This window comes from Mycolicibacterium sp. XJ1819 (assembly GCF_053483675.1).
The window spans coordinates 117060-139255 of the sequence record NZ_JBEFST010000009.1 but is presented as its reverse complement, the minus strand read 5'-3'; the positions used below and the strand labels follow the sequence as shown (position 1 = coordinate 139255).

The 22196-nt window shown below is 68.7% G+C and carries 23 protein-coding genes; 8 read left to right on the top strand and 15 right to left on the bottom strand.

Annotated elements, in window-relative coordinates:
- Positions 1-8 precede the first annotated feature (8 nt).
- The 9 genes from ABQE89_RS11885 to ABQE89_RS11845 all read right to left on the bottom strand — a co-directional run bounded on the left by ABQE89_RS11885 (position 9) and on the right by ABQE89_RS11845 (position 7790).
- Complete coding sequence (locus tag ABQE89_RS11885; RefSeq protein WP_448416644.1) at positions 9-629, bottom strand: TetR/AcrR family transcriptional regulator; 621 nt, start codon at positions 627-629, stop codon at positions 9-11.
- A 43-nt stretch (positions 630-672) separates the two neighbouring features.
- Positions 673-1164, bottom strand: coding sequence for a DUF3237 domain-containing protein (locus ABQE89_RS11880; protein ID WP_448416642.1), 492 nt, complete (start codon positions 1162-1164; stop codon positions 673-675).
- Entirely contained in the window at positions 1161-1535 is a 375-nt protein-coding gene (locus ABQE89_RS11875) for a nuclear transport factor 2 family protein (protein ID WP_448416640.1), read from the bottom strand. Before ABQE89_RS11875 ends, ABQE89_RS11880 begins: the two co-directional genes overlap by 4 nt.
- 41 nt (positions 1536-1576) lie before the next feature.
- Positions 1577-1996, bottom strand: coding sequence for a prepilin peptidase (locus ABQE89_RS11870; protein WP_448416638.1), 420 nt, complete (start codon positions 1994-1996; stop codon positions 1577-1579).
- Between the two features lie 15 nt (positions 1997-2011).
- Entirely contained in the window at positions 2012-2794 is a 783-nt protein-coding gene (locus ABQE89_RS11865; RefSeq protein ID WP_448416636.1) for a shikimate dehydrogenase, read from the bottom strand.
- Positions 2791-4035 (bottom strand): endolytic transglycosylase MltG, encoded by a 1245-nt coding sequence (locus tag ABQE89_RS11860; RefSeq protein ID WP_448416634.1) that lies wholly within the window; start codon positions 4033-4035, stop codon positions 2791-2793. The genes ABQE89_RS11865 and ABQE89_RS11860 overlap by 4 nt, the downstream gene beginning before the upstream one ends.
- Positions 4028-4564: a Holliday junction resolvase RuvX gene (gene ruvX / locus ABQE89_RS11855; RefSeq protein ID WP_448416632.1), complete on the bottom strand. Its 537-nt coding sequence runs from the start codon at positions 4562-4564 to the stop codon at positions 4028-4030. Before ruvX ends, ABQE89_RS11860 begins: the two co-directional genes overlap by 8 nt.
- 3 nt (positions 4565-4567) lie before the next feature.
- On the bottom strand, positions 4568-7264 hold the full coding sequence (gene alaS / locus ABQE89_RS11850; protein WP_448416630.1) for an alanine--tRNA ligase: 2697 nt from the start codon (positions 7262-7264) through the stop codon (positions 4568-4570).
- Positions 7265-7388: 124 nt separating this feature from the next.
- Positions 7389-7790 (bottom strand): secondary thiamine-phosphate synthase enzyme YjbQ, encoded by a 402-nt coding sequence (locus ABQE89_RS11845; RefSeq protein ID WP_448416628.1) that lies wholly within the window; start codon positions 7788-7790, stop codon positions 7389-7391.
- Positions 7791-7886: 96 nt separating this feature from the next.
- On the opposite strand from ABQE89_RS11845, the gene ABQE89_RS11840 reads away from it, so the two are divergent.
- Positions 7887-8195: a GlsB/YeaQ/YmgE family stress response membrane protein gene (locus ABQE89_RS11840; RefSeq protein WP_448416626.1), complete on the top strand. Its 309-nt coding sequence runs from the start codon at positions 7887-7889 to the stop codon at positions 8193-8195.
- 118 nt (positions 8196-8313) lie between these two features.
- Here ABQE89_RS11840 and ABQE89_RS11835 read toward each other — a convergent pair whose 3' ends face one another.
- The 3 genes from ABQE89_RS11835 to ABQE89_RS11825 form a co-directional block, all read right to left on the bottom strand.
- Positions 8314-9642 carry a replication-associated recombination protein A gene (locus ABQE89_RS11835; RefSeq protein WP_448416624.1) on the bottom strand — a complete coding sequence of 443 codons (1329 nt, stop codon included), beginning with the start codon at positions 9640-9642 and terminating at the stop codon, positions 8314-8316.
- Positions 9643-9662: 20 nt separating this feature from the next.
- Complete coding sequence (locus ABQE89_RS11830; protein WP_448416622.1) at positions 9663-10499, bottom strand: DUF3097 domain-containing protein; 837 nt, start codon at positions 10497-10499, stop codon at positions 9663-9665.
- 77 nt (positions 10500-10576) lie between these two features.
- Positions 10577-11056, bottom strand: a complete 480-nt coding sequence (locus ABQE89_RS11825) for a winged helix-turn-helix transcriptional regulator (RefSeq protein ID WP_448416620.1) — start codon at positions 11054-11056, stop codon at positions 10577-10579.
- A gap of 84 nt (positions 11057-11140) precedes the next feature.
- On the opposite strand from ABQE89_RS11825, the gene ABQE89_RS11820 reads away from it, so the two are divergent.
- Positions 11141-12322: a thiolase family protein gene (locus ABQE89_RS11820; protein ID WP_448416782.1), complete on the top strand. Its 1182-nt coding sequence runs from the start codon at positions 11141-11143 to the stop codon at positions 12320-12322.
- Positions 12323-12370: 48 nt separating this feature from the next.
- On the opposite strand, the gene ABQE89_RS11815 is transcribed toward ABQE89_RS11820, so the two are convergent.
- The gene (locus tag ABQE89_RS11815; protein ID WP_448416618.1) at positions 12371-12805 is read right to left on the bottom strand and encodes a nitroreductase family deazaflavin-dependent oxidoreductase; all 435 of its coding nucleotides are present in this window, start codon (positions 12803-12805) and stop codon (positions 12371-12373) included.
- A 28-nt stretch (positions 12806-12833) separates the two neighbouring features.
- Entirely contained in the window at positions 12834-14606 is a 1773-nt protein-coding gene (gene aspS / locus ABQE89_RS11810; RefSeq protein ID WP_448416616.1) for an aspartate--tRNA ligase, read from the bottom strand.
- Between the two features lie 76 nt (positions 14607-14682).
- Here aspS and ABQE89_RS11805 point away from each other — a divergent pair, with 76 nt between their 5' ends.
- Positions 14683-15570 carry an oxidoreductase gene (locus tag ABQE89_RS11805; RefSeq protein ID WP_448416614.1) on the top strand — a complete coding sequence of 296 codons (888 nt, stop codon included), beginning with the start codon at positions 14683-14685 and terminating at the stop codon, positions 15568-15570.
- Positions 15571-15753: 183 nt separating this feature from the next.
- Positions 15754-16644 (top strand): KPN_02809 family neutral zinc metallopeptidase, encoded by an 891-nt coding sequence (gene ypfJ, locus ABQE89_RS11800; RefSeq protein ID WP_448416612.1) that lies wholly within the window; start codon positions 15754-15756, stop codon positions 16642-16644.
- A gap of 105 nt (positions 16645-16749) precedes the next feature.
- Here ypfJ and ABQE89_RS11795 read toward each other — a convergent pair whose 3' ends face one another.
- On the bottom strand, positions 16750-17634 hold the full coding sequence (locus ABQE89_RS11795) for an acyl-CoA thioesterase (RefSeq protein WP_448416610.1): 885 nt from the start codon (positions 17632-17634) through the stop codon (positions 16750-16752).
- Between the two features lie 82 nt (positions 17635-17716).
- On the opposite strand from ABQE89_RS11795, the gene ABQE89_RS11790 reads away from it, so the two are divergent.
- The 4 genes from ABQE89_RS11790 to ABQE89_RS11775 all read left to right on the top strand — a co-directional run bounded on the left by ABQE89_RS11790 (position 17717) and on the right by ABQE89_RS11775 (position 22196).
- Entirely contained in the window at positions 17717-18376 is a 660-nt protein-coding gene (locus tag ABQE89_RS11790) for a TetR/AcrR family transcriptional regulator (protein ID WP_448416608.1), read from the top strand.
- 115 nt (positions 18377-18491) lie between these two features.
- Positions 18492-19718 carry an amidohydrolase family protein gene (locus ABQE89_RS11785; RefSeq protein WP_448416606.1) on the top strand — a complete coding sequence of 409 codons (1227 nt, stop codon included), beginning with the start codon at positions 18492-18494 and terminating at the stop codon, positions 19716-19718.
- Between the two features lie 85 nt (positions 19719-19803).
- Positions 19804-20943, top strand: a complete 1140-nt coding sequence (locus ABQE89_RS11780; RefSeq protein ID WP_448416604.1) for an acyl-CoA dehydrogenase family protein — start codon at positions 19804-19806, stop codon at positions 20941-20943.
- Positions 20940-22196 (top strand): acyl-CoA dehydrogenase family protein, encoded by a 1257-nt coding sequence (locus ABQE89_RS11775; protein ID WP_448416602.1) that lies wholly within the window; start codon positions 20940-20942, stop codon positions 22194-22196. The genes ABQE89_RS11780 and ABQE89_RS11775 overlap by 4 nt, the downstream gene beginning before the upstream one ends.

Here is a 22196-nt window from a genome sequence, read left to right as displayed (position 1 = left end):
GTGTGCGTTTAGGTGCGCGTACCGCTCTCGAACGCACACAAACCGTCCAGGACGCGGTTGATCTCGGCCACCGCCTCGCGATGGGCGGTGTTCTGGTCCTCGGCGCGCGCGACCACCATCGCGGTCTCACACAGTGCGCCGTAGAGGAACCGGGCCAGCGGGCCCGGCGGGCGCGGCGCGATCCGGCCGGCGTCAATGGCCCGGGTGATGCCGAGTTCCATCATCTCCAGCAGCGGAGCCTCCGCGCGTCGCACGTCGTCCCATCCGATCGCCGCCGGGGCGTCGAGCAGCATGATCCGTTGCAGTTCGGGGTCCAGGCACTCGTCGAGGAAGGCGCGGCAGGCGGCCGCGAACCCCTCCCACGGGTCGGCGCTGCGGGCGTAGGTCGCCGCCAGCGGCCCGGCCACCCGGGCCACCTCACGGGTGAACACCGCCTCGAACAGTTGCCGTTTGCCCTCGAAGTGGTGATAGACCGCACCCTTGGTGACCTCGGCGCGGGCCGCGACGGCATCCAGCGACGTCGCCTCGAAACCGTCGCGGGCGAACAGGTGCCGCGCCGCGGTCAGCAGCGCGGCGGTGGTCGCCTCGGTCCGCTCGGCCTGCGTGCGCCTGCCCGCCTTTGTCGCCACCGCCCGACGATAGCCCGCACTCACGCCATGATCGCGATGGCGTTCACAACACCCGGTAGATGCGATAGTCGATGTGGTTGGGCGACAGGATGTTGTAACCGACCGCGACCACCTCGCTGAGCCATGCGTAGCGCTCGTCGGCGGTCTCGAACCGTGGCGTGGTCCGCACATAGGTCTCCTCGTAGGGCAGCACGTGCCCCGCTGCGAGCCGATCGAGTCCGTCGGCGGGGATCTTGACGATGCCGAGCGCCGCGAAGTGGATCAGCGCGCCGTCGTGGGTGCGGATGGTCGCGCGCACGTCGACCCTGCCGACGCCGTCGTCGCCGGCCAACAGCCAGTCGCCGCCGCCGGGGAGCAGTTCACCGCGCAGTGCCGGTCCGTCGATACCACCGCCGGTGGTGATGAACGTCAGTCGAGCGCCCACCGGTGTCGGGATCGGTTGCGCGGGAGAAAGATCGACGTGCATGTCGAAGAGGTGCTCGACCGGCAACGCGGTGACGTGCGGTAACTGGTCGACGGCTGCGGCCGCGGTCATGAGCGCCCCGCCAACGCCGCCTGCAACTGCACCGAGTCGACGAACGTGTCCTTGCGGGTGACCAGACCGTCGGCGGAGACGTTGACCACGTCGAGGCAGTCGAACCGGATGTCGCCGGAGATCAACGCCCAGTCCAGGATCCAGTGATCGCGGCCGTAGAGCACGCGGTAGGTCTCCCAGGTCAGATCAGGGAACTGGGCGAAGATGCCCGCGAACGCGGCGCGCACCGCGTCGCGGCCGACCACGGGGTCGTCGCCGAGGTGCATCCAGAACTGGGTGTCGACGGTGTGCAGCGCGGCGATCGCGTCGGGGTCGTGGGCGGCCCAGGCGGCGAAATAGCGCTCGGAGATAGCTTCCAGATCAATTTGCATACTTGCAGTATGTACTAACCTACCCTAAGTATGCAATAGCGTCAGAGCAGAACCAACAGGATCGACGCGACCGCCGCCGCGCACATCGACGGGCCGTGTGGCACGGCACCGGACCGGCCGAGCAGAGCGGCGCCCGCCGTCAGCACAGGCGCAGCGATCGCCGACAGCGCCCACACGTCGACGCCGAACGCCCCTGTCAACGCGCCCAAGCCGAGCGCCAGCTTGACGTCACCGGCGCCCATCGCCGCCGGCGCCATCAGATGCACCACCAGATAGATCCCGAGCAGCGCGCCGCCGCCCGCCAACGCGGGCACTCCGCGCCCGGCCAGGGCGGCGCCGGCGAGGACCGCGACGGCGCCCGGCAGCGTCAACCAGTTCGGCAGCCGACGGTCTCGCACGTCGTAGATGCTCAGCGCCGCAAGCCAGATCAGCACAGCGACGCAGGCCGCACCCGCCCCCATCATCGAAGGCTAACGTCAGCCCAGCGCCGCTCTCATCGCCTCTTTGGGGGCAGGCATCCCGGTGAACTGCTCGACCTGTGCGAACGCCTGGTGCAGCAGCATCTGCAAACCGCTGATCACCCGCCCGCCCGCGGCCTGCACCGCCGCCGCCAGCGGGGTGGGCCACGGGTCGTAGATCGCGTCGAGCAGCACGCGGGCGCCCGTCACCGTGTCGGCGAACTGCGCCGCCACCTCGGCCGGGATGGTGTTGACCACGACATCGGCGTCGTGCACCGCGGTGCCCAGCGCGACCCACCGCACGTCGACGCCCAGCCGTGGCCCCAACTCGACAAGCGGCCGGGCTTTGTCGCGGTTGCGCGCGGCCACCACGATGTCGCCCACTCCGAGTTCGGCCAGCCCGACGACCACCGCCGGGGCGGTACCACCCGAGCCCAGCACGACCGCGCGACCAGAGGCCCGGCCGAGTGCGCCGGTGACCCCATCGATGTCGGTGTTGTCCGCGCGCCAGCCCGACGCCGAGCGCACCAGCGTGTTGGCCGAGCCGACCAGGTCCGCACGGGCGGTGCGCTCGTCGGCGAACCGCAACGCCGCGAACTTGCCGGGCATGGTCACCGAGACGCCGACCCATTCCGGCCCGAAACCGCCGACCACAGCGGGTAATTGCGCGGCGGTGCACTCGATGCGGTCATACGTCCAACCGTCCAGGCCCAACGCGCGGTAGGCCGCCAGATGCAGCTGCGGCGAGCGGGAATGGGCGATCGGTGAGCCCAGCACCGCGGCCTTACGGGCCGCGCTCATCGCGCGGAATCGAGGACACCGTTGCGTCTGGCCAACTCGATGCTCGCCAGGTGCTGCTCGTAGTCCCGGGTGAACAAGGTGGTGCCCTGCATGTCGATGGTGACGAAGTACAGCCAGTCACCGGGCGCGGGCCGTTCGGCCGCGGCCAGCGCGGGCGCCCCGGGTGAGCAGATCGGCGTGGCCGGAAGGCCCGGCCGCACATAGGTGTTCCACGACGTGTGCTGGGCCCGGTCGTTGTCGGTGGTGGCGACCTCGATGCGGTCCAGTGGATAGTTGACGGTGGAGTCGAACTCCAGTGTGCGGTTCTCGGCCAACCGGTTGTAGATGACCCGCGCGACCTTGCTGAAGTCCTCGGGCGTGGATTCGCGTTGCACCAACGAACCGACGGTGAGGATCTCGTAGGGCGACAAGTTCGTCGCCGCCGCGGCGTCCAACAACCCGCCCTGGGCGTATTGCGTTGCGCTGGCGCCGATCAGCGTCGCCAGGATGTCCCGCGGCGCGGCCGACGGATCGATGTTCCAGGTACCGGGCGCGATCAGCCCCTCCAGACGACGGTGGTCGTCGCCGAGTGCGCTGACCGCGTCGAGCGCCCACTCCGGCACCGACAGCGACGCGGGATCGGCCGTGCTCGCCACGGCCTTCAGATCGTCCGGGGACACGCACTTGCGGGTGCCGTCGAGGCTCACACAGGTCGAGCGGGAGATGAGGCTGAAGATGCCGTCGGTGATGGCGTGGGTCTTGACGTCCTGAAGGTCGTCGAGTTGTCGACCCTCGGGGATCACCAGCTTGCCCACCCGGTTCTGCGGATCGGCCAGCCGCTCAACGGCATTGGCGGCCGGAATCTCGGTGCGCACTTTGTAGAAGCCGGGCTGGATCGCCGAGATCGCGTTGTTGCCCTGCGCGGCGTCGACGAACGCGCTGACCGTGGCCACCACATTGTGATCGCGCAGCGTCTGGCCGATCGCGGTGGTGGAGTCGCCGTCGTGGACCTGGATCACCACATCGCTGACTCCGGCGCCGGTGTAGTCGCTGCCGGTGCCGAACACCGAATGCCACAGTTTTGAGCCCAGGAACACCGCGCCGACGACCACGACGATCAGCAGCGCGATCGCCAGGCCGCTGACCGTGCGACGCTGACGGTGGCTGCGTTGCTCGCGGATCCGATCGGCGCGGCTCATCCGGCGCCGCGGCGGCCCGACGGCCACCGGATCGACGCGCTCCCTGCCCCAGTCGTCAGCCATTCCCGACCTCTCCGACCTCTGGCTGCCCGGTCGACGCTGCGCGTCGCTGGTCCAGCCAGTTCTGCAGTATGCCGACCGCGGCGGCCTGGTCGATCACCGACCGTTGGCCCTTGGCGCGCACACCGGCATCGCGCAGCGCGCGCTGTGCGATGACCGTGGTGAGCCGCTCGTCGGCCAGCCGGACCGGGACCGGCGCGATGCGCGCGGCCAGTTGGTCGGCCACGGCGACGGCGTCCTCGACCGCCGAACCGGACCGGTCGGCCAGCGTGCGGGGCAGGCCCACCACCACCTCGACGACGCCCAGCTCCGCTACCAGCGCGGCCAGCCTGCGGATATGCCGATCGGAGCCCTTTCTACGGTCCCGCGGCACGGTTTCGACAGGCGTCGCGAGGATGCCGTCGGGATCGCTGCCGGCCACCCCGATACGCACACTGCCCACGTCGATACCGAGCCGAGGTCCGCGGCCGGGGTCGGGCGGAGTCAGGGAACTGCCCGGCCGGTCCGGCGAACGGTCGTCGGTCTTGGTCACCTGTCAGCTCCGGCTCAGCTCTGCGCGCAGCGCGGCCAATGCCGCGTCGATGCCCGCCGCCCCCTTACCCGAGCCCTGCGCGATATCGGCCTTGCCGCCCCCGCGGCCGTTGACCGGCGCACCCAACACCTTGACCAGATCGTTGGCGCTCAATCCGAGGTCCTGGGCGGCCGCGTTCACCGCCACCACGAACGGGACCGCGTCGTTGTCGCCCTCGGCGATGAGCGCGACCACCGCCGGATCGCTGCCCAGCCTGCCCTTGATGTCACCGGCGAGCGTGCGCAGATCACCCGCCGACATGCCCGCGGCCATCCGCTGCGCGACCACGCGCACCTTGCCGATCGTCTCTGCGCCCGCGGCGGCGTTGGCCGCCGCGGCCCTGGCGTTGGCCAGCCGCACCCGTTCGAGTTCCTTCTCGGCCTCGCGCAGCCTCTCGACGAGGTTGGCCACCCGGGCGGGGACCTCCTCGGACGGCACCTTCAGCGACGACGCCAGGCCCGCCATCAGCGCGCGTTCCTTGGCCAGGTGGCGGAACGACTGCAGGCCGACGTAGGCCTCGACCCGGCGGACCCCCGAGCCCACCGACGACTCGCCCAGGATCGTCACCGGCCCGATCTGTGCGGAATGCTCGACGTGGGTGCCGCCGCACAACTCCAGCGAGAACGGCCCGCCGATCTCGACCACCCGGACCTGCTCGGGATAGGACTCGCCGAACAGCGCCAGCGCGCCCATCTCCTTGGCCTTGTCGAGTTCGGTGGTGAAGCTGTGCACCTCGTAGTCGGCCTCGACCGCCTCGTTGGTGACCTCTTCGATCTGGGTGCGCTGCTCCTCTGACAGTGCGCCCTGCCAGTTGAAGTCGAACCGCAGATAACCCGGCCGGTTCAGCGATCCGGCCTGAACGGCGTTGGGCCCCAGTACTTCTCGCAACGCGGCGTGCACCATGTGCGTGCCGGAGTGGCCCTGCGTCGCGCCACGACGCCACCGCGGGTCGACCGCGGCCACCACCGAGTCGCCCTCGACGAACTCACCGGACTCGACGGTGACGCGATGTGCCCACAGCGTCTTGGCAATCTTCTGCACGTCGGTGACGGTCGCCCTGGCCGAACCGGAGGCGCCGGTGCCCGTGATGGTGCCCTCGTCGGCGATCTGTCCGCCCGACTCGGCGTAGAACGGCGAGCGGTCCAGCACGATCTCGACGCGCTCCGGCGCCGCACCGTTGCCGGAACGCGTTACCACCGGAACTCGGACACCGTCGACGAAGATACCGAGAACCCTTGCCTCAGAGGTCAACTCGTCGAAGCCGGTGAACTCCGTCGGGCCCGCGTCGATCAGCTCGCGGTACGCCGACAGATCCGAATGGGCTTGCTTACGCGCCGCGGCGTCGGCCTTCGCGCGCTCGCGCTGCTGGGCCATCAGGTCGCGGAAGCCCTCCTCGTCGACGGACAGGCCCGCCTCGGCGGCCATCTCCAGCGTCAGCTCCAGCGGGAAACCGTAGGTGTCGTGCAGGGTGAACGCGTCGCTGCCCGACAACGTCGAGGAGCCCGAGGCCTTCGTCGCGCCGGCGGCCTCCTCGAACAGCTTGGAACCCGACGCCAGGGTGCGGTTGAACGCCGTCTCCTCGGCGACCGCGATGCGGTGGATGCGGTCGAAGTCGTCGACCAGTTCCGGATACGACGGGCCCATCGCGTCGCGCACCGTGGTCACCAGGTCACCGACGATCGGGCCGTCGATGCCGAGCAGCTTCGCCGAGCGGATCACGCGGCGCAGCAACCGGCGCAGCACGTAGCCGCGGCCGTCGTTGCCCGGGCTCACCCCGTCGCCGATCAGGATCACCGCGGTGCGACTGTGATCGGCGATGACGCGGTAGCGCACGTCGTCGTCGTGACTGCCCTGCCCGTACCCGCGCGGCGCCACCGCGGCCACGGTGTCGATCACCGGGCGCAGCAGGTCGGTCTCGTAGACGTTGTCGACGCCCTGCAGCAGGCAGGCCACCCGCTCGACGCCCATGCCGGTGTCGATGTTCTTGCGCGGCAGCGGCCCCAGGATCTCGAAATCCTCCTTGGAGGTGCCTTCACCGCGCTCGTTCTGCATGAACACGAGGTTCCAGATCTCGATATAGCGGTCCTCGTTGGCCACCGGACCGCCGTCGACGCCGTACTCGGGACCGCGGTCGTAGTAGATCTCCGAGGACGGGCCGCACGGTCCGGGGATGCCCATCGACCAGTAGTTGTCGGCCATCCCGCGGCGCTGAATACGCTCGGCGGGCAGGCCCGCAACCTCCTGCCATAGCTCGGCTGCCTCGTCGTCGTCGAGATAGACTGTCGCCCAGATCTTTTCCGGATCGAACCCGTAACCGCCGTCGTTGACGGGCTTGGTCAGCAGCGACCAGGCCAGCTCGATGGCGCCGCGCTTGAAGTAGTCGCCGAACGAGAAGTTGCCGGCCATCTGGAAGAACGTGTTGTGCCGGGTGGTGATGCCGACCTCGTCGATGTCGGGCGTGCGGATGCATTTCTGAATGCTGCACGCCCGCTTGAACGGCGGGGTGCGCTGCCCGACGAAGTAAGGCACGAACTGCACCATGCCGGCGTTGACGAACAGCAGATTCGGGTCGTCGAGGATCACCGAGGCACTGGGTACCTCGGTATGGCCCTGAGTCACGAAATGATCGAGGAACCGCCTCCTGATCTCGTGTGTCTGCACGTTCCTGCTGTCCTCGTCGGTGTTGTGGTTCTTCGGTTTCCTGTGATCAATCGACCGCACTACAGTACCGGTCGCGATTGGCGCGTCGAAAAGACAACGAACCGGCGCGGCGATCAGTGCCGGGCTACCCCGACACGAAGCTCAACCGCACCTTGCGTTGTGGATTGTCCTCGTTGAGGTCCACCAGCACGATGCTCTGCCAGGTACCCAGAAGCGGCTTGCCGTCCTGGACGGGCACCGTCACCGACGGCGACACCAACGCGGGCAGCACATGGTCGGCTCCGTGCCCGGGAGAGCCGTGGGCGTGGCGGTACCGGTCGTCGCGCGGCAGCAGTCGTTCGAGGGTGTCGACGAGGTCGTCGTCGCTCCCCGACCCGGTCTCGATGACCGCCACCCCCGCGGTGGCGTGCGGGACGAAGACGTTGCACAGGCCGTCACCGCGGTCGGCGCAGAACTCGCGCACCGCGTCGGTGAGGTCGACCGTGCGGCGCCGGGACGTGTCGACGTCGAGTACATCGGATTTCACGCCTTCGAGCCTACGAGCACCCCGCATTTACGCCGGCGTTTATTTACGCGGGCGGCCGGGTACGCCACGGTGACCGCTCGAAACCTGGAGGGCAGCATGACCATCACCAGCGTGATCACCGCGATTCTCATCGGCATTGTCGTCGGCGTTCTGGGCCGCCTGCTCGTGCCGGGCAGGCAGTCGATCGGCATGCTCGTCACCATCCTTGTCGGCATTGTGTCCGCGTTCATCGGTACCGCCATCGCCAGGGCGCTGGGCATCCCCACCGCCACCAGCGGCGTGGACTGGCTGGAACTGCTGGTGCAGGTCCTCGTTGCCGCGGTGGGCGTGGCGTTGGTGGCCGCGCTGATGGGGCGGCGGCGCACCGGGTTGACGGGCGGCAGGCGCTCGGGGCTTTTGCGATAGCCCGCCACCCTCGCGGTCCCGGCCGGTTCCCCCCTCCGGCCGGGACCGCCCCGCACGCGAAACGCACGTTGTCGAGAAGAAGTGCGAGAAGCCGCCTCGCTAACGTACGTCTCGCGGATCAGCGGTTGCGGCGGATGATGGCGCGCAGCTTGTCCAGGCGCCCGGCGATCTCCCGTTCGGCTCCGCGATTGGTCGGCCGGTAATAGTCCACCCCGACGAGTTCGTCGGGCGGATACTGCTGGGCGACAACGCCGTCGGGGTCGTCGTGGCTGTATTTGTATCCGACCGCGTTGCCCAGCTTGGTGGCCCCGGAGTAGTGCCCGTCGCGCAGGTGGGCGGGCACCAGACCGGCCTTGCCCGCCTTGATGTCGCCCATCGCCGCGCCGAGCGCGGTGGTCACGGCGTTGGACTTCGGCGCGGTGGCCAAGTGGACGGTGGCGTGGGCCAGCGTGAGTTGCGCCTCGGGCATGCCGATCAACTGCACGGTCTGGGCCGCGGCCACCGCGGTCAGCAGCGCCGTCGGGTCGGCCATCCCGATGTCCTCGCTGGCCAGAATCATCAGCCGGCGCGCGACGAAGCGCGGGTCCTCCCCCGCGGTCAGCATGCGGGCCAGGTAGTGCAGGGCGGCGTCGACGTCGGAACCGCGGATCGACTTGATGAACGCGCTGATGACGTCGAAGTGCTGGTCGCCGTCGCGGTCGTAGCGGACGGCGGCCTGGTCCAGCGACTGTTCGATGGTGTCGACCGACACCTCCTCGCCGGCCTCGGCGGCCACCTCCAGCGCGGTCAGCGCGCGGCGGGCATCGCCTGCCGACAGCTGTGCGAGCAGGTCGACGGCCTCGTCGGTCACCTTCACCTTGCCGCCGAAACCGCGCGGATCGTCGATGGCTCGGCGTACGACGGTGCGGACGTCGTCGGCGGTCAGCGGCTGCAACTGCAGGATCAGCGACCGCGACAGCAACGGAGCGACCACCGAGAACGACGGATTCTCGGTGGTGGCCGCCACCAGCAGCACGATCCGGTTCTCCACCGCCGACAGCAGCGCGTCCTGCTGCGTCTTGGAAAACCTGTGCACCTCGTCGATGAACAGCACGGTCTGTTCGCCGTGGGCGGCCGCGCGCCGCGCGACGTCGATCACCGCGCGCACTTCCTTGACGCCGGCCGACAAAGCCGACAGCGCCTCGAACCGGCGACCGGTGGCCTGCGAGATCAGCGACGCCAGCGTGGTCTTGCCGGTGCCCGGCGGCCCATAGAGGATGACCGACGCCGCGCCGGAGCCCTCGACCAGCCGCCGCAGCGGCGAGCCGGGCTGCAGCAGATGATCCTGGCCGACGACCTCGTCGAGGCCGGCCGGTCGCATCCGCACCGCCAGCGGCGTTGAGGCCCCGGCGGGCCCACCCGCCGTCACGGGCGGTTCACCGGGGACGTCAAACAGACCGTCGGACACGCTCTCTGCTTACCACGTGCTCACGACTCGGCGGCGGTCACGAAGTCGATCAACTCCTCGACGCGGCCGATCAGCGCCGGTTCGAGGTCGGTCCAGTCCCGCACCCGGCCCCGAATGCGCTGCCACGCCCGCGCGACGTCGGCCTGCCCGGTGTGCGGCCAGCCCAACGCAGAGCACACGCCCTTCTTCCAGTCCACACCCTTCGGGATCACCGGCCACGCCGACATGCCCAGCCGGGCCGGCTTGACCGCCTGCCAGATGTCGATGAACGGGTGACCGACGACCAGCGTGTGCGCCCCGCCCGGCCCGCCGCGCACGGTCTCGGCGATGCGGGCTTCCTTCGACCCGGCCACCAGATGGTCGACCAGCACGCCCAGCCGCCGCCCCGGTCCCGGGCGGAAATCGGCCACGATCGCCGCAAGGTCGTCGATGCCGCCGAGGTGTTCGACGACGACGCCCTCGACCCGCAGATCGTCGCCCCACACCTGCTCGACGAGTTCGGCGTCGTGGCGGCCTTCGACATAGATGCGGCTGGCCAGCGCGACCTTCGCGCGCATGCCCGTCACCGCGACCGAACCCGACGCGGTGCGCGTGGACTTGGGCGCCTGTCGCCGCGGCGGGGTGAGGATCACGGGCCGGCCGTCGACGAGGTATCCGGGCCCGACCGGAAACGGCTTGCGCCGGCCGTGCCGGTCCTCGAGTTCCATCCGGCCGTACTCGACGCGGACCACCGCGCCCACGTAGCCGGTCTGGGCGTCCTCGACGACCATGCCGATCTCCACCGGCACCTCGATGGAGCGGCGGGGTTTGCGGTGCGGGTTGCTGGACAGAACATCGGAGCCATAGCGATCAGACACGGCGTGATCGTAGGGTCATCGCCGGCAATCTGCGCCGAACGTGAGCTTGTGTTCCAAAACTCGCCGAAAGTTCGCCGTCAATTTGACGTTCGGCGCTTGGCCAGTCGGACGGCCAGTTCGTCCGGCCCCACCTGATGGCCCTTCGCGCAGCGGATCTCCACGGTTGCTTCAGCGCCGCAGTCGGCATGAGAGAGCCGCAACGGCGTGGCGGCCAGGTGCCGCCGGCCCCACTCGAACATCGCCCACACCACGGGCATGAAGTCCAAGCCGGCCTCGGTCAGCACGTACTCGTCGCGGCGGCGCTGCCCCGGTTCGCGGTAGGGGCGGCGTTCCAGCAGACCGGCGTCGACCAGTTCGGACAGCCGTACGGCCGCCGCGGCCTTGGTCACCCCGACGCGGCGCCAGAAGTCGTCGAACCGGGTGGTGCCGTAGTAGGCCTCGCGCATGATCAGCATCGCCGACTTGGCGCCCAGCAGCGCCATCGTCTTCTCGATCGGGCACTTCCCCACCGCCGACCACGCGTCGCGGTCGGCCAGCGGGCCCTGGAGCACTGTCACCGAGATCACCCCCTTGCTGAGTTGCCCAAACTATACCCAGGTGTAGCCTGAGTATAGATAACCCTACTCAGCGTGGAGGCAGATGTGGCGACATTCTCGGACCGCGACGCGGTCATCGTCGGAGCGGTACGCACCCCGATCGGAAAGGGCAAAGCCGGCGGCGCACTGCACGACGTGCTTCCTGTCGACCTCCTCGCGCACAGCCTCACCGAACTGCTCGCCCGCACCGGCGTCGACCCCGCACAGGTCGACGACGTCATCGCCGGGGCCGTCACCCAGGTCGGTGACCAGGCGGTCAACATTGCCCGCAATGCGGTGCTGGCCGCGAACTTCCCCGAGAGTGTGCCGGCGACGACCGTCGACCGTCAGTGCGGCAGCAGCCAGCAGGCCGTCAGCTTCGCCGCGCAGGGCGTGATCTCTGGCGCCTACGACATCGCGATCGCCGCGGGCGTCGAGTCGATGGGCCGGGTACCGATGGGCTCGAGCGTGCTACCCGGTGCCGACCCGTTCGGCCAGATGGCCCGACGGTATCCCGACGGCCTTGTGCCGCAGGGGATCAGCGCCGAGCTGATCACTGCGCGCTGGGGCTTCTCCCGGCAGCAACTCGACGAGTTCTCGGCGGACAGCCACGAGAAGGCCGCCACCGCAACGAAAGAGGGGCGGTTCGACAACGAGTTGGCCCCGATCGCCGGGCTGGCCACCGACGAGATCATCCGTCCCGGGACGACGGTTGACACGTTGGCGGCGCTCAAGCCCGCCTTCTACGACCCCGCCTACCAGCAGCGGTTCCCGCAGATCAGCTGGCAGATCACCGCGGGCAACTCGTCGCCGCTGTCCGACGGCAGCGCGGCGGTACTGATCACCAGTGGCGAGACGGCAAGGCGACTGGGGCTGCGCCCGCTCGCGCGGATCCACACCACGACCGTCGTCGGCTCCGATCCGCTGTACATGCTGACCGGTGTGATCCCGGCGACCGAGAAGGTGCTGCGCAGGGCCGGGCTGAGCATCGCCGACATCGACGTGTTCGAGGTCAACGAGGCGTTCGCCCCCGTCGTGCTGGCGTGGGCGCAGGACACCGGCGCCGATCTGGCCAAGACGAACGTCAACGGCGGGGCGATCGCGATCGGCCACCCGCTGGGCGCCAGCGGGGCACGCATCATGGCCACGATGGTCAACGCGCTGCAACAGCGTGGCGGCCGCTACGGTCTGCAGACGATGTGCGAGGCCGGCGGTATGGCCAACGCGACGATCATCGAACGCCTGTAGCGGTTTGTGTGCGTTGTGCAGCGCTCACCGCTCCAAAACGCACACAAGTCAAACTTTCTGGAGTTCGAACAGCGGCAGGGTCCGGCGGGTGTTGGCCTGGTATTCGCCGAAGCCCGGAGCCTGCGCGACGATCTTCGGGAACACCGCGTCGCGCTCCGCGCCGGGCAACTCGCGGGCGGTCACGTCGTAGCCGCTGACGCCGTCGGTCGTACCGACCTCCACGAACGCCCGCGGGTCAGCGCGAAGGTTGTGCACCCAGGCCGGTGCGCGATCCGCGCCGCCGTTGGAGCCGACGATGTAGACCTTGTCGTCGACGGTGAAATAGGCAAGCGGCGACAGCCGCCGCTGTCCGGATTTGGCGCCCGTGGTCGTCAGCAACAACAGCGCCGCGCCCTCGAACGGACCGCCGACTTTGCCGCTGTTGGCGCGGAACTCGTCGACGATCTCGGCATTGAAATTCTTGAGATCAGGTATTTCGGTCACGCTCGGTCAACCGGCGTGGGCACCGCGATTATTCCGCGGGCTTGGCGGGCTTGGCGTCGATGCCGGATTCCTTGCGCTGCTTGGCGGTGATGGGCGCCGGCGCGCCGGTCAGCGGGTCCACCCCGCCACCGGACTTCGGAAACGCGATCACCTCGCGGATCGAGTCCGTGCCTGCCAACAGCGCGGTGATCCGATCCCAGCCGAACGCGATACCGCCGTGCGGCGGCGCACCGAACGTGAACGCCTCCAACAGGAACCCGAACTTCTCCTCGGCCTCGGCCTGGTCCAGACCCATGACCGCGAACACCCGCTCCTGGACGTCGCGGCGATGGATACGAATCGAGCCGCCGCCGATCTCGTTGCCGTTGCACACCACGTCGTAGGCGTCGCCGAGCACGGCGCCGGGATCGGACTCGATGGTGGCCTCGAACTCCGGTTTGGGCGCGGTGAAGGCGTGGTGCACCGCGGTCCACGCGCCGGACCCGACCGCGACGTCGCCGTGCGAGGCGGCTTCGTCGACGGGTTCGAACAGCGGCGGGTCCACCACCCAGGTGAAGGCCCACGCCTGCGGGTCGATCAGGTCCTGCCGCTTGGCGATCTCGATGCGCACCGCGCCCAGCAGCGCCCGCGACGAGCGCGCCGGGCCCGCCGAGAAGAAGATGCAGTCGCCGGGGCCGGCGCCGACGTGCCCGGCCAGACCATCCCGTTCGGCATCGGACAGGTTCTTGGCGACCGGTCCGCTCAGTGTTCCGTCGTCGCCGACCAATACGTAGGCCAACCCGCGATGACCGCGCTGCTTGGCGAAGTCCTGCCACGCATCGAGCGTGCGGCGCGGCTGTGACGCCCCGCCGGGCATGACCACCGCGCCGACGTAGGGCGCCTGGAACACCCGAAAGGGCGTGTCGGCGAAGAACTCCGTGCACTCGACGAGCTCGAGGCCGAAGCGCAGGTCCGGCTTGTCGGAGCCGAACCGCCGCATGGCGTCGGCATACGTCATCCGCGGAAGCGGCAGCGGCACCTCGTAGCCGATCAGCCGCCACAGTGCCGCGATGATCTCCTCGGAGATCGCGATCACGTCCTCGGCGTCGACGAAGCTCATCTCCATGTCGAGCTGGGTGAACTCGGGTTGGCGGTCGGCGCGGAAATCCTCGTCGCGATAGCAGCGTGCGATCTGGTAGTAGCGCTCCATACCCGCGACCATCAGCAACTGCTTGAACAGCTGCGGGCTCTGCGGAAGTGCGTAGAAGCTGCCCGGCTGCAGGCGCGCGGGGACCAGGAAGTCGCGGGCGCCCTCCGGTGTCGAGCGGGTCATCGTCGGCGTCTCGATCTCGACGAAGTCGTGGCGCTCGAGCACCTCGCGGGCGGTCGCACTGACCTTGGAGCGCAACCGAATCGCGCCGCCGGGGCCGTCTCGGCGCAGGTCGAGGTAGCGGTACTTCAGCCGGGCTTCCTCACCGGCCTGCTCGTCGAGCTGGAACGGCAGCGGCGCGCACTCCCCCAGCACGGTCAGCGATGTCGCGTTGACTTCTATTTCGCCGGTGGGGATTTCAGGGTTGGCGTTGCCTTCGGGCCGGATCTCGACGATCCCGTCGACGGCGATGCAGTACTCGGCGCGCAGTCGGTGCGCTTCGGCGAGCACGTCGCTGTCGCGGAACACGACCTGCGTCACCCCGCTCGCGTCGCGCAGATCGATGAAGATGACCCCGCCGTGGTCACGGCGACGCGCCACCCAGCCGGCCAGCGTCACCTTCTGGGCGACGTCGGTGGGCCGCAAAGAACCGGCGGCGTGACTGCGCAGCACTCAAACTCCTGAAATAGCCCGACGGGAACTATTGACCAAGTGTAGAGGGGGCCATCGCGCCGGTAGTTTGGCGTTCGTGGGTACTCGGATCGCGCTCGTCGGCCCCGGCGCCATCGGCTCGACCGTCGCGGCCCTGTTGTACGCCGCGGGTCATGCGGTGACGCTGTGCGGGCGCACCGCCCGCGAATCGATCGAGGTCAGGCCCGACGACGGAGATCCCATCGTGGTTCCGGGTCCGGTGCTGACCGATCCGACGGCCGTCACCGAACCCGTCGACGTGGTGTTGTTCGCCGTCAAGGACACCCAGAACGCGCAGGCCGGGCCGTGGCTGAGCCCGCTGTGCGGCGACGAGACCGTGGTGTGCGCGCTGCAGAACGGCGTCGAACAGGTCGAGCGGGTGGGCCCGTTCTGCCCCACCGCGACCGTGGTGCCCGCGGCCATCTGGATCTCGGCGGAGACGGTGCCGCAGGGCTGGGTGCGCCTGCGCACCGGTGTGCGCTTGGTGCTGCCGGTCAGCGACGCGGCCTCGAGGCTCGCCGAACTGTTCGGTCCCGCCGGTATCAGCGTGGCACTGGACCCGGACTTCCTCACCGCGGCCTGGCACAAGCTACTGGTCAACGCGGTGGTGGGGCTGATGGTGCTGACGGGTCGGCGGTCCGGGATGTTCCGCCGCGACGATGTGGCGCAGTTGGCGCGGCGCTACCTCGCCGAGTGTCTGGCCGTGGCGCGGGCCGACGGCGCCACCCTGGGCGACGGGGTGATCGACGAGATCGTCGACATGCTCGCCCAGGCGCCTGAAGACTTGACCACCTCCATGTTGACCGATCGGGAGGCGGGCCGGCCGCTGGAATGGGACATCCGCAACGGTGTCATCGCGCGCAAGGCCGCCGCACACGGCTTGGACACGCCGATCAGCGATGTGGTGGTGCCGCTGCTGGCCGCGGCCGGCGACGGGCCGGGCTAGACAGGTGGCCGCAACCGTTCACACACATGGCTTTTCGGTCCAACGAGACGTCGGGCCGCGGCGTCGCGGGGCGTTGCGGGCCGGAACGCGACGACGCCGCACGACTAGCCCGACGCCGCGTCGGCCACGCGCGATAGCAGAACAACGGCCACGTTCTGTTCGTGGTGTGCAAAGCTTGTCGCCATGACCTTCAACGAGGGCATGCGCATCGACACCAGCACGACGTCGACCAGTGGCGGCGGGCGTGGTCCCGGCCGCGGCATCGCGCTCGGCGGTGGTGTGGGCGGCCTGCTGGTCCTCGTCGTGGCCCTGTTCCTCGGCGTCGACCCGAGCACCGTGATGCCCCAGCAGGGCAGCACCGCAGGGGTCGACGCTCCGGGGTTCGACCTGAGCCAGTGCAAGACCGGCGCGGATGCCAACGAGATCGCCGAATGCCGGGTGGTGGCCACCGGCAACTCGCTCGACGGGGTGTGGCAGCAACTGCTGCCCGGCGAATATCGGCGCCCGCACGTCCGGATCTTCACCGGTTCCGTCGACACCGGGTGCGGGCCGGCCGACAGTGCCGTCGGCCCGTTCTACTGCCCGGCCGACGAGACCGCGTACTTCGACGTGGGCTTCTTCGACGTGCTCAAGAACCAGTTCGGTTCCAGCGGTGGGCCGTTGGCACAGGAGTACGTCGTGGCCCACGAGTTCGGCCACCACGTCCAGAACCTGTATGGCGTGCTGGGGCGGGCCCAGGGCTCCGGCGCGCAGGGCGCGACCGGCGGCGGTGTTCGCACCGAGCTGCAGGCCGACTGTTATGCCGGGGTGTGGGCGCACTACGCGACGATCACCAAACAGGAGGGCACCGACGTGCCGTTCCTGGAACCGTTGACCGACAACGACATCAAGGATGCGCTGTCGGCGGCGGCGTCGGTGGGTGACGACCGTATCCAGCAGGCCACCACCGGCCGGGTGAACCCCGAGGCCTGGACACACGGTTCGGCCGAACAGCGACAGAAGTGGTTCACCCAGGGATACCGCACCGGCGATCCCAACAGCTGCGACACCTTCGCCACCGACGACCTCGGCTGACTTCGCGGTCGTCGCGGCAATGTGACGATCGCCGAGTCTGAGCTTATGCGCGACGAAAGTGCGAAATCTCGCGCAAAGCTTCAGTCTCGCCGCGGCTATGCCCCCCTACAGTCGCGCCTGTTCCTTGATCGTGGTGTCGGTGGTGCGCAGCGGGCGGATCAACGCGTCCTGGGTGAACGACGCGATGAGCTCACCGGCTTCGGTGTGCACCGTGCCGCGCACATATGACATCCCGGCGCCCACCTGAATGCTTTCGTGGGAGTACAGCAGCCAACCGTCCCACGAGAACGGCTCGTGGAAGCTGACGGCCACCGTCATCGGGGCCGTGGAAACGGTCAGGTGCGACTGCGCGGTGCCGATGCCCTTGTGCGCCCGCATTGTCGTCGAAATACCAAGGTGTCCAGTGAAATACGCGATCAACGCCTTCGCGAGGTCGTCGCGCGTCGGGACCGGGTCGTAATGCAGCCAGGCGTAGAGTTCCGGCGGGCCGAACTCGGCGGGGTCGTTCTCGTCGACGACGTCCACCAACCGCAACTGGCGCCCCGCCAACGGCATCTCGCGCACGTTCGCCTCGTCGGGTCCGGCGACCTGTGGGCGCGGCAGGTGGTGGCGGATCACATCCTCGGTCGGCACATCGGCGAGCGCGGTCACGGTGATGCACCGCTTGCCGTTCTGATTCGCCGCCACGATCGCGGTGGCCGTCGATCGCCCCTCGGCGACCACGTCGAGTTCCAGCTCCAATGGGCCGGCACCGACCAGCACCGCGCGCGCGAACACGGCATGCACCGAACGCACCGACTTCTGCGGAAAACGTTTGGCCACAGCGACGATCGCCTGCGCGAGCACCTGCGTGCCCTCCACGACCTGACGGTCGTCCTGTCCGGCCGGGCCCGTCTCGGCGATGAAACGGTTCTCTCCGTCGGGCCGTACGTCGAACAGGCCGAGCAGGTCGTCGAGGGTCCACTGTGTCTGCGCTGAGTCTGTGGTCATGTGTGGGAACAGTAACGGAGGATCCGCCAAACCGGTAACGTCGTTACCGACGGAATTCTCTCGACTCGGGAAGGTGTTCGGCATGGCGAAGCCCGGCGGACGATCTGCTGGAGCGGCCCGGCCGTCGCGATCGGACACCGACACCGTCGACCCCGAATCGCGGCCCAAGCGGTTCATGAAATCCGCGCTGGCGATCCTCGGCGAGACCGGCCGCACCGACTTCACGGTGCTGGAGGTGGTGGAACGCTCCAAGACCTCGCTGCGCTCGTTCTACCAGCACTTCTCCACCAAGGACGAACTGTTGCTGGCGCTGATCGACAAGATCATGTCCGAATCGTCGCGTCGGTGGCGCGAGGATACGGCGGGACTGCCCAGCACCACCGCGCTGCGGGTACTCGTCGACCGCATCTGCACACCGGCCGAGACCACCACCCAGGACCGGGTCAACCGCGGGTTGACCTACTACAACGACCACCTCGCCGAGACGCTGCCGCGCGAGTACGCCCGGGTGTTGTCCCCGCTGCACGAGCTGATCAAGGAGATCATCCAGCGCGGCATCGCCGAGGGCACCTTCTCCGCCGACCTCGACGTCAACGCCACGGCCGCGCTGATCATGCAGACGGCGCTGGGCGCGATGCGACTGCAGGTGCTCGGGGCCGAACTCAACGGCGTGCCGATCGAGGCCGACCACATTTATCGGTTCTGCCTCGGCGGCCTGCTGGCCCACCGCGACCCCGCCTGACCTGCGCGGCACCGACCCGAAAAACCAATCCGACCGCAGTGGTGTTTACGCTGGTCCAGACGTGGTAATGTCATTACCACCGACCGACAGCCAATGCGACTTTCAGGAGGCGAGCATGGCCCCCCGCCAGCTTCCCTATCCGGTGTTCGACGCCGACAACCACTTCTACGAGCCCAAAGAGGCGCTGACCAAGTTCCTGCCGGACCACCGCAAGAACGTCATCGACTACATCGAGGTGCGCGGCCGCACCAAGATCATGGTGCGCAACCAGGTCAGCGACTACATCCCCAACCCGACGTTCGAGGTCGTCGCCCGACCGGGCGCTCAGGAGGAGTACTTCCGCCACGGTAGCGACGGCAAGAGTTTCCGCGAGGTGATGGGCAAGCCGATGCGGGCGATCCCGGCCTTCCGTGAACCCGCGGCGCGCCTGGAGGTCATGGACAGCCTCGGCCTGGACTACTCGCTGATGTTCCCGACGCTGGCCAGCCTGGTCGAGGAGCGGATGAAGGACGACCCGGCGCTCATCCACGACGTCATCCACGCACTCAACGAGTGGATGTACGAGACCTGGCAGTTCGACTACGAGGGCCGCATCTTCTCCACCCCGGTGATCACGTTGCCGATCGTCGACCGCGCGCTCGAGGAACTCGAGTGGTGCCTGGAGCGCGGCGCCAAGACCGTGCTGGTCCGTCCCGCGCCGGTGCCCGGCCTGCGCGGCACGCGCTCGTTCGGCACCGAGGAGTTCGACCCGTTCTGGGAGGCCTGCGTGAAGGCGGGCATTCCGGTCTCGATGCACGCCTCGGACTCCGGCTATGCGGAGTACCTCAACGACTGGGAGCCCGCCGACGAGTACCTGCCGTTCAAGCCGACCGCGTTCCGGATGGTCTCGATGGGCAAGCGCGCGATCGAGGACTCGATGGCCGCGTTGGTGTGCCACGGGGCGCTGACCCGCAACCCCGACCTGCGCATCCTGTCGATCGAGAACGGCGCGGACTGGGTGCCGCACCTGTTCAAGCAGTTCGAGGGCACCTACAAGAAGATGCCGCAGGCATTCCCGGAGGAGCCGATCGAGGCCTTCAAGCGCGCTGTGTACGTCGCCCCGTTCTGGGAGGACGACTTCAAGCAGATGGCCGACCTGCTCGGTGTCGACCGGGTGATCTTCGGTTCGGACTGGCCCCATCCCGAGGGCCTGGCGGAGCCCACCCACCTGATCGACGACCTTCAGGGCCTCGACGCCGACGGCCAGCGAAAGGTCATGGGCGCCAACATGATCGACTTGTTCAAGGTGCCCAACGAGATCGTGCACAACCCCGACGTGCCACCGCTCGTCATTCCTGCCTGACCAACTCGGCTGCGGGGAGCGTGCCGATCAACGGTGCGCTCCCCGACATCCGGGTGCCAAACCACGCGAGGGGCGAATCGATCTCATGACAACCGCCACCAATCCCGAGGTGCTGCTGTTCGCGTCGACGACGCAGTCCTTCCTCGAGAAGGAAGCGCCGCTGACCCGGCTACGCGAACTGCACGAAGCCGGTAGGTCGTTCGAGCCGGACTGGTGGCGCCGGGCGGCCGAACTCGGCTGGACCAGCCTGCTGGTACCGGAGGACCTCGGTGGCGGCAGCGTGTCCGGCGGAGAGTCCGGCGGGGTGCGGGATCTGGCGCTGGTTGCGCAGTTGGCCGGCCAGGTCGTCGCGCCGGGGCCGCTGCATCCGGTCAGCACGGTGCTGGCCGGTTTGGTCGAGGCACCCGACGGTCACGAAGAGACCATCGAAGCCTTGGTGTCGGGTGAGACGATCGCGTCCTGGGCGGTCTACGAACCCGCCACGCGGTGGTCTCCCCTTTCGGCGACGGTCACCGCGACCGCCACCGGGTCGGGGTTCCGCATCGATGGGGCCAAGGACCGCGTCGAGGCCGGCGCGGAAAGTTCGATCCTGCTGGTGGTCGCCGAATGCGACGGTGCCCCAAGGCAATTCCTGGTGCCCTCCGACGCGCCTGGCGTGACCGTCGAAGCCCAGCGATCCCTCGACATGGTCAAGTCCTACGCGCGCGTTCGTTTCGACGGCGTCGAGGTCGACCGATCCGCGGTCGTCGGCTCGGCAGAACAGACTCCGGCGATCATCGCCCGGCAGAGCCACATCGCCTCGATCCTTCAGTGCGCCGAGGTGGTGGGAATCCTGCAGACCGTGCTGGACTTCACCATCCAGTGGGGCTTCGACAGGCATTCGTTCGGCAGGCCGATCGGCTCATATCAGGCGCTCAAGCACAAGTACGCCGACCTCAAGATCTGGTTCGAGGGCTGTAAGGCGACGACGAACGCCGCCGTCGCGGCGGTGGCCGGCCGGTCCGCGGGTGCCGACATGGCGGTCAGCGTCGCGAAATCCTATGTCGGCGAACACGCGCCGGGCATGCTGCAGGACTGCATTCAACTGCACGGCGGCATCGGCGTGACCTGGGAGCACGACCTGCACCTGTTCTTGCGCCGGGTCACGTTGTACCGGTCGATGTTCGGCACCCCCGACGAACACAACCTTCGCGTCTATGCGCTCACCAAGGAGCATGCGTCATGACCGAAACGGCACCAGCACCGGCCGAGACCACAGAGTCGGTCGAGGAATTCGCCGCCCGCGCTCGCGCGTGGCTGGCAAAGAACCTGCCGCCGATCGATCCGAGCAACCCACCCGAGCACGACCGGGGCGAAGAAGAACCGTGGCGGCGGGCCCGCGAATTGCAGAAGCGGTTGTGGGACGGCGGGTTCGCGGGCATCTGCTTCCCGCGCGAATACGGCGGCCTGGGGCTGCCGATCGCCTACCAGAAGGCCTTCGACCAGGAAGCCCGGTGCTATGAGATGCCGGTCATCCTCAACACACCGACCTTCACCATCTGCGCGGCCACCATCCTCGACACGGGCTCCGAGGAGCAGAAGCACAACCACATCCGCGGCGTGTTGCGCGGTGAGCAGGTGCTCGTCCAACTGCTGTCGGAGCCCAGCGGCGGATCCGACCTGGCCGGGGTGATCACCCGAGCCGACCGCAAGGGCGACAAGTGGGTGATCAACGGCGCGAAGACCTGGAGCACAAGCGCATTCGCGGCCGACTACGGACTGATGCTGGCCCGCACCGACTGGGACGTGCCCAAGCACGAGGGCCTGACGATGTTCATGGTGCCGATCAACAGCCCCGGCATCACGTTGCGCCGCATCAAGCAGGTCAACGGCTCGGTGGAGTTCTGCGAAGAGTTCTTCGACAACCTCGAACTCGGCGACGACGCGGTCGTCGGCGAGGTCAACGACGGCTGGGCGGTGGCGTCCCGCCAGCTCTACCACGAGCGGCGGGCCGTCGGTGGCGGCTCGGAGTTCGCCAGCGGCATCGGCGCCGAAGGCAAGTCCGACGTGCCGATCGACTACGTGGCGCTGCTGGAGGCCACCGGCCAGGCCGACAGTGAACGCGCGCAGGAGATGGCCGGCCGGGCGCTGGTGCACCGCGCGGTGCGCGAACAACTCATCGACCACGTGTACCACGGTGTGCTCGACGGGTCGCTGCCCGCGGCGGCGGGCTCGATCATCCGCGTCACCCACGCCGACATCCACCACCTGGAGTTCGACACCGTGCTGGCGCTGACCGCAAGCAGCGGCGTCGTCGACGTCGGCGACGAGATGATCCGCTATGGCGAGCGGTATCTGTCCCGGCAGGCCGCCGCGCTGGGCGGCGGTACCACCGAGATCGCGCGCAACATCATCGGCGAGCGCGTGCTGGGCTTTCCCCGCGAGCACGCCGCCGATCGGGGCGTGCCATTCAAGGAAGTCAAGCGCAACAAGGGCTGA

Bases quoted from the DNA above. Each gene is read 5' to 3' on its own strand.
- ABQE89_RS11880 (WP_448416642.1), bottom strand. From the start codon at position 1,164: ATGACCGCGGCCGCAGCCGTCGACCAGTTACCGCACGTCACCGCGTTG.
- ABQE89_RS11875 (WP_448416640.1), bottom strand. From the start codon at position 1,535: ATGCAAATTGATCTGGAAGCTATCTCCGAGCGCTATTTCGCCGCCTGG.
- ABQE89_RS11870 (WP_448416638.1), bottom strand. From the start codon at position 1,996: ATGGGGGCGGGTGCGGCCTGCGTCGCTGTGCTGATCTGGCTTGCGGCG.
- ABQE89_RS11865 (WP_448416636.1), bottom strand. From the start codon at position 2,794: ATGAGCGCGGCCCGTAAGGCCGCGGTGCTGGGCTCACCGATCGCCCAT.
- ABQE89_RS11860 (WP_448416634.1), bottom strand. From the start codon at position 4,035: ATGGCTGACGACTGGGGCAGGGAGCGCGTCGATCCGGTGGCCGTCGGG.
- ABQE89_RS11840 (WP_448416626.1), top strand. From the start codon at position 7,887: ATGACCATCACCAGCGTGATCACCGCGATTCTCATCGGCATTGTCGTC.
- ypfJ (WP_448416612.1), top strand. From the start codon at position 15,754: ATGACCTTCAACGAGGGCATGCGCATCGACACCAGCACGACGTCGACC.
- ABQE89_RS11795 (WP_448416610.1), bottom strand. From the start codon at position 17,634: ATGACCACAGACTCAGCGCAGACACAGTGGACCCTCGACGACCTGCTC.
- ABQE89_RS11790 (WP_448416608.1), top strand. From the start codon at position 17,717: ATGGCGAAGCCCGGCGGACGATCTGCTGGAGCGGCCCGGCCGTCGCGA.
- ABQE89_RS11785 (WP_448416606.1), top strand. From the start codon at position 18,492: ATGGCCCCCCGCCAGCTTCCCTATCCGGTGTTCGACGCCGACAACCAC.
- ABQE89_RS11780 (WP_448416604.1), top strand. From the start codon at position 19,804: ATGACAACCGCCACCAATCCCGAGGTGCTGCTGTTCGCGTCGACGACG.
- ABQE89_RS11775 (WP_448416602.1), top strand. From the start codon at position 20,940: ATGACCGAAACGGCACCAGCACCGGCCGAGACCACAGAGTCGGTCGAG.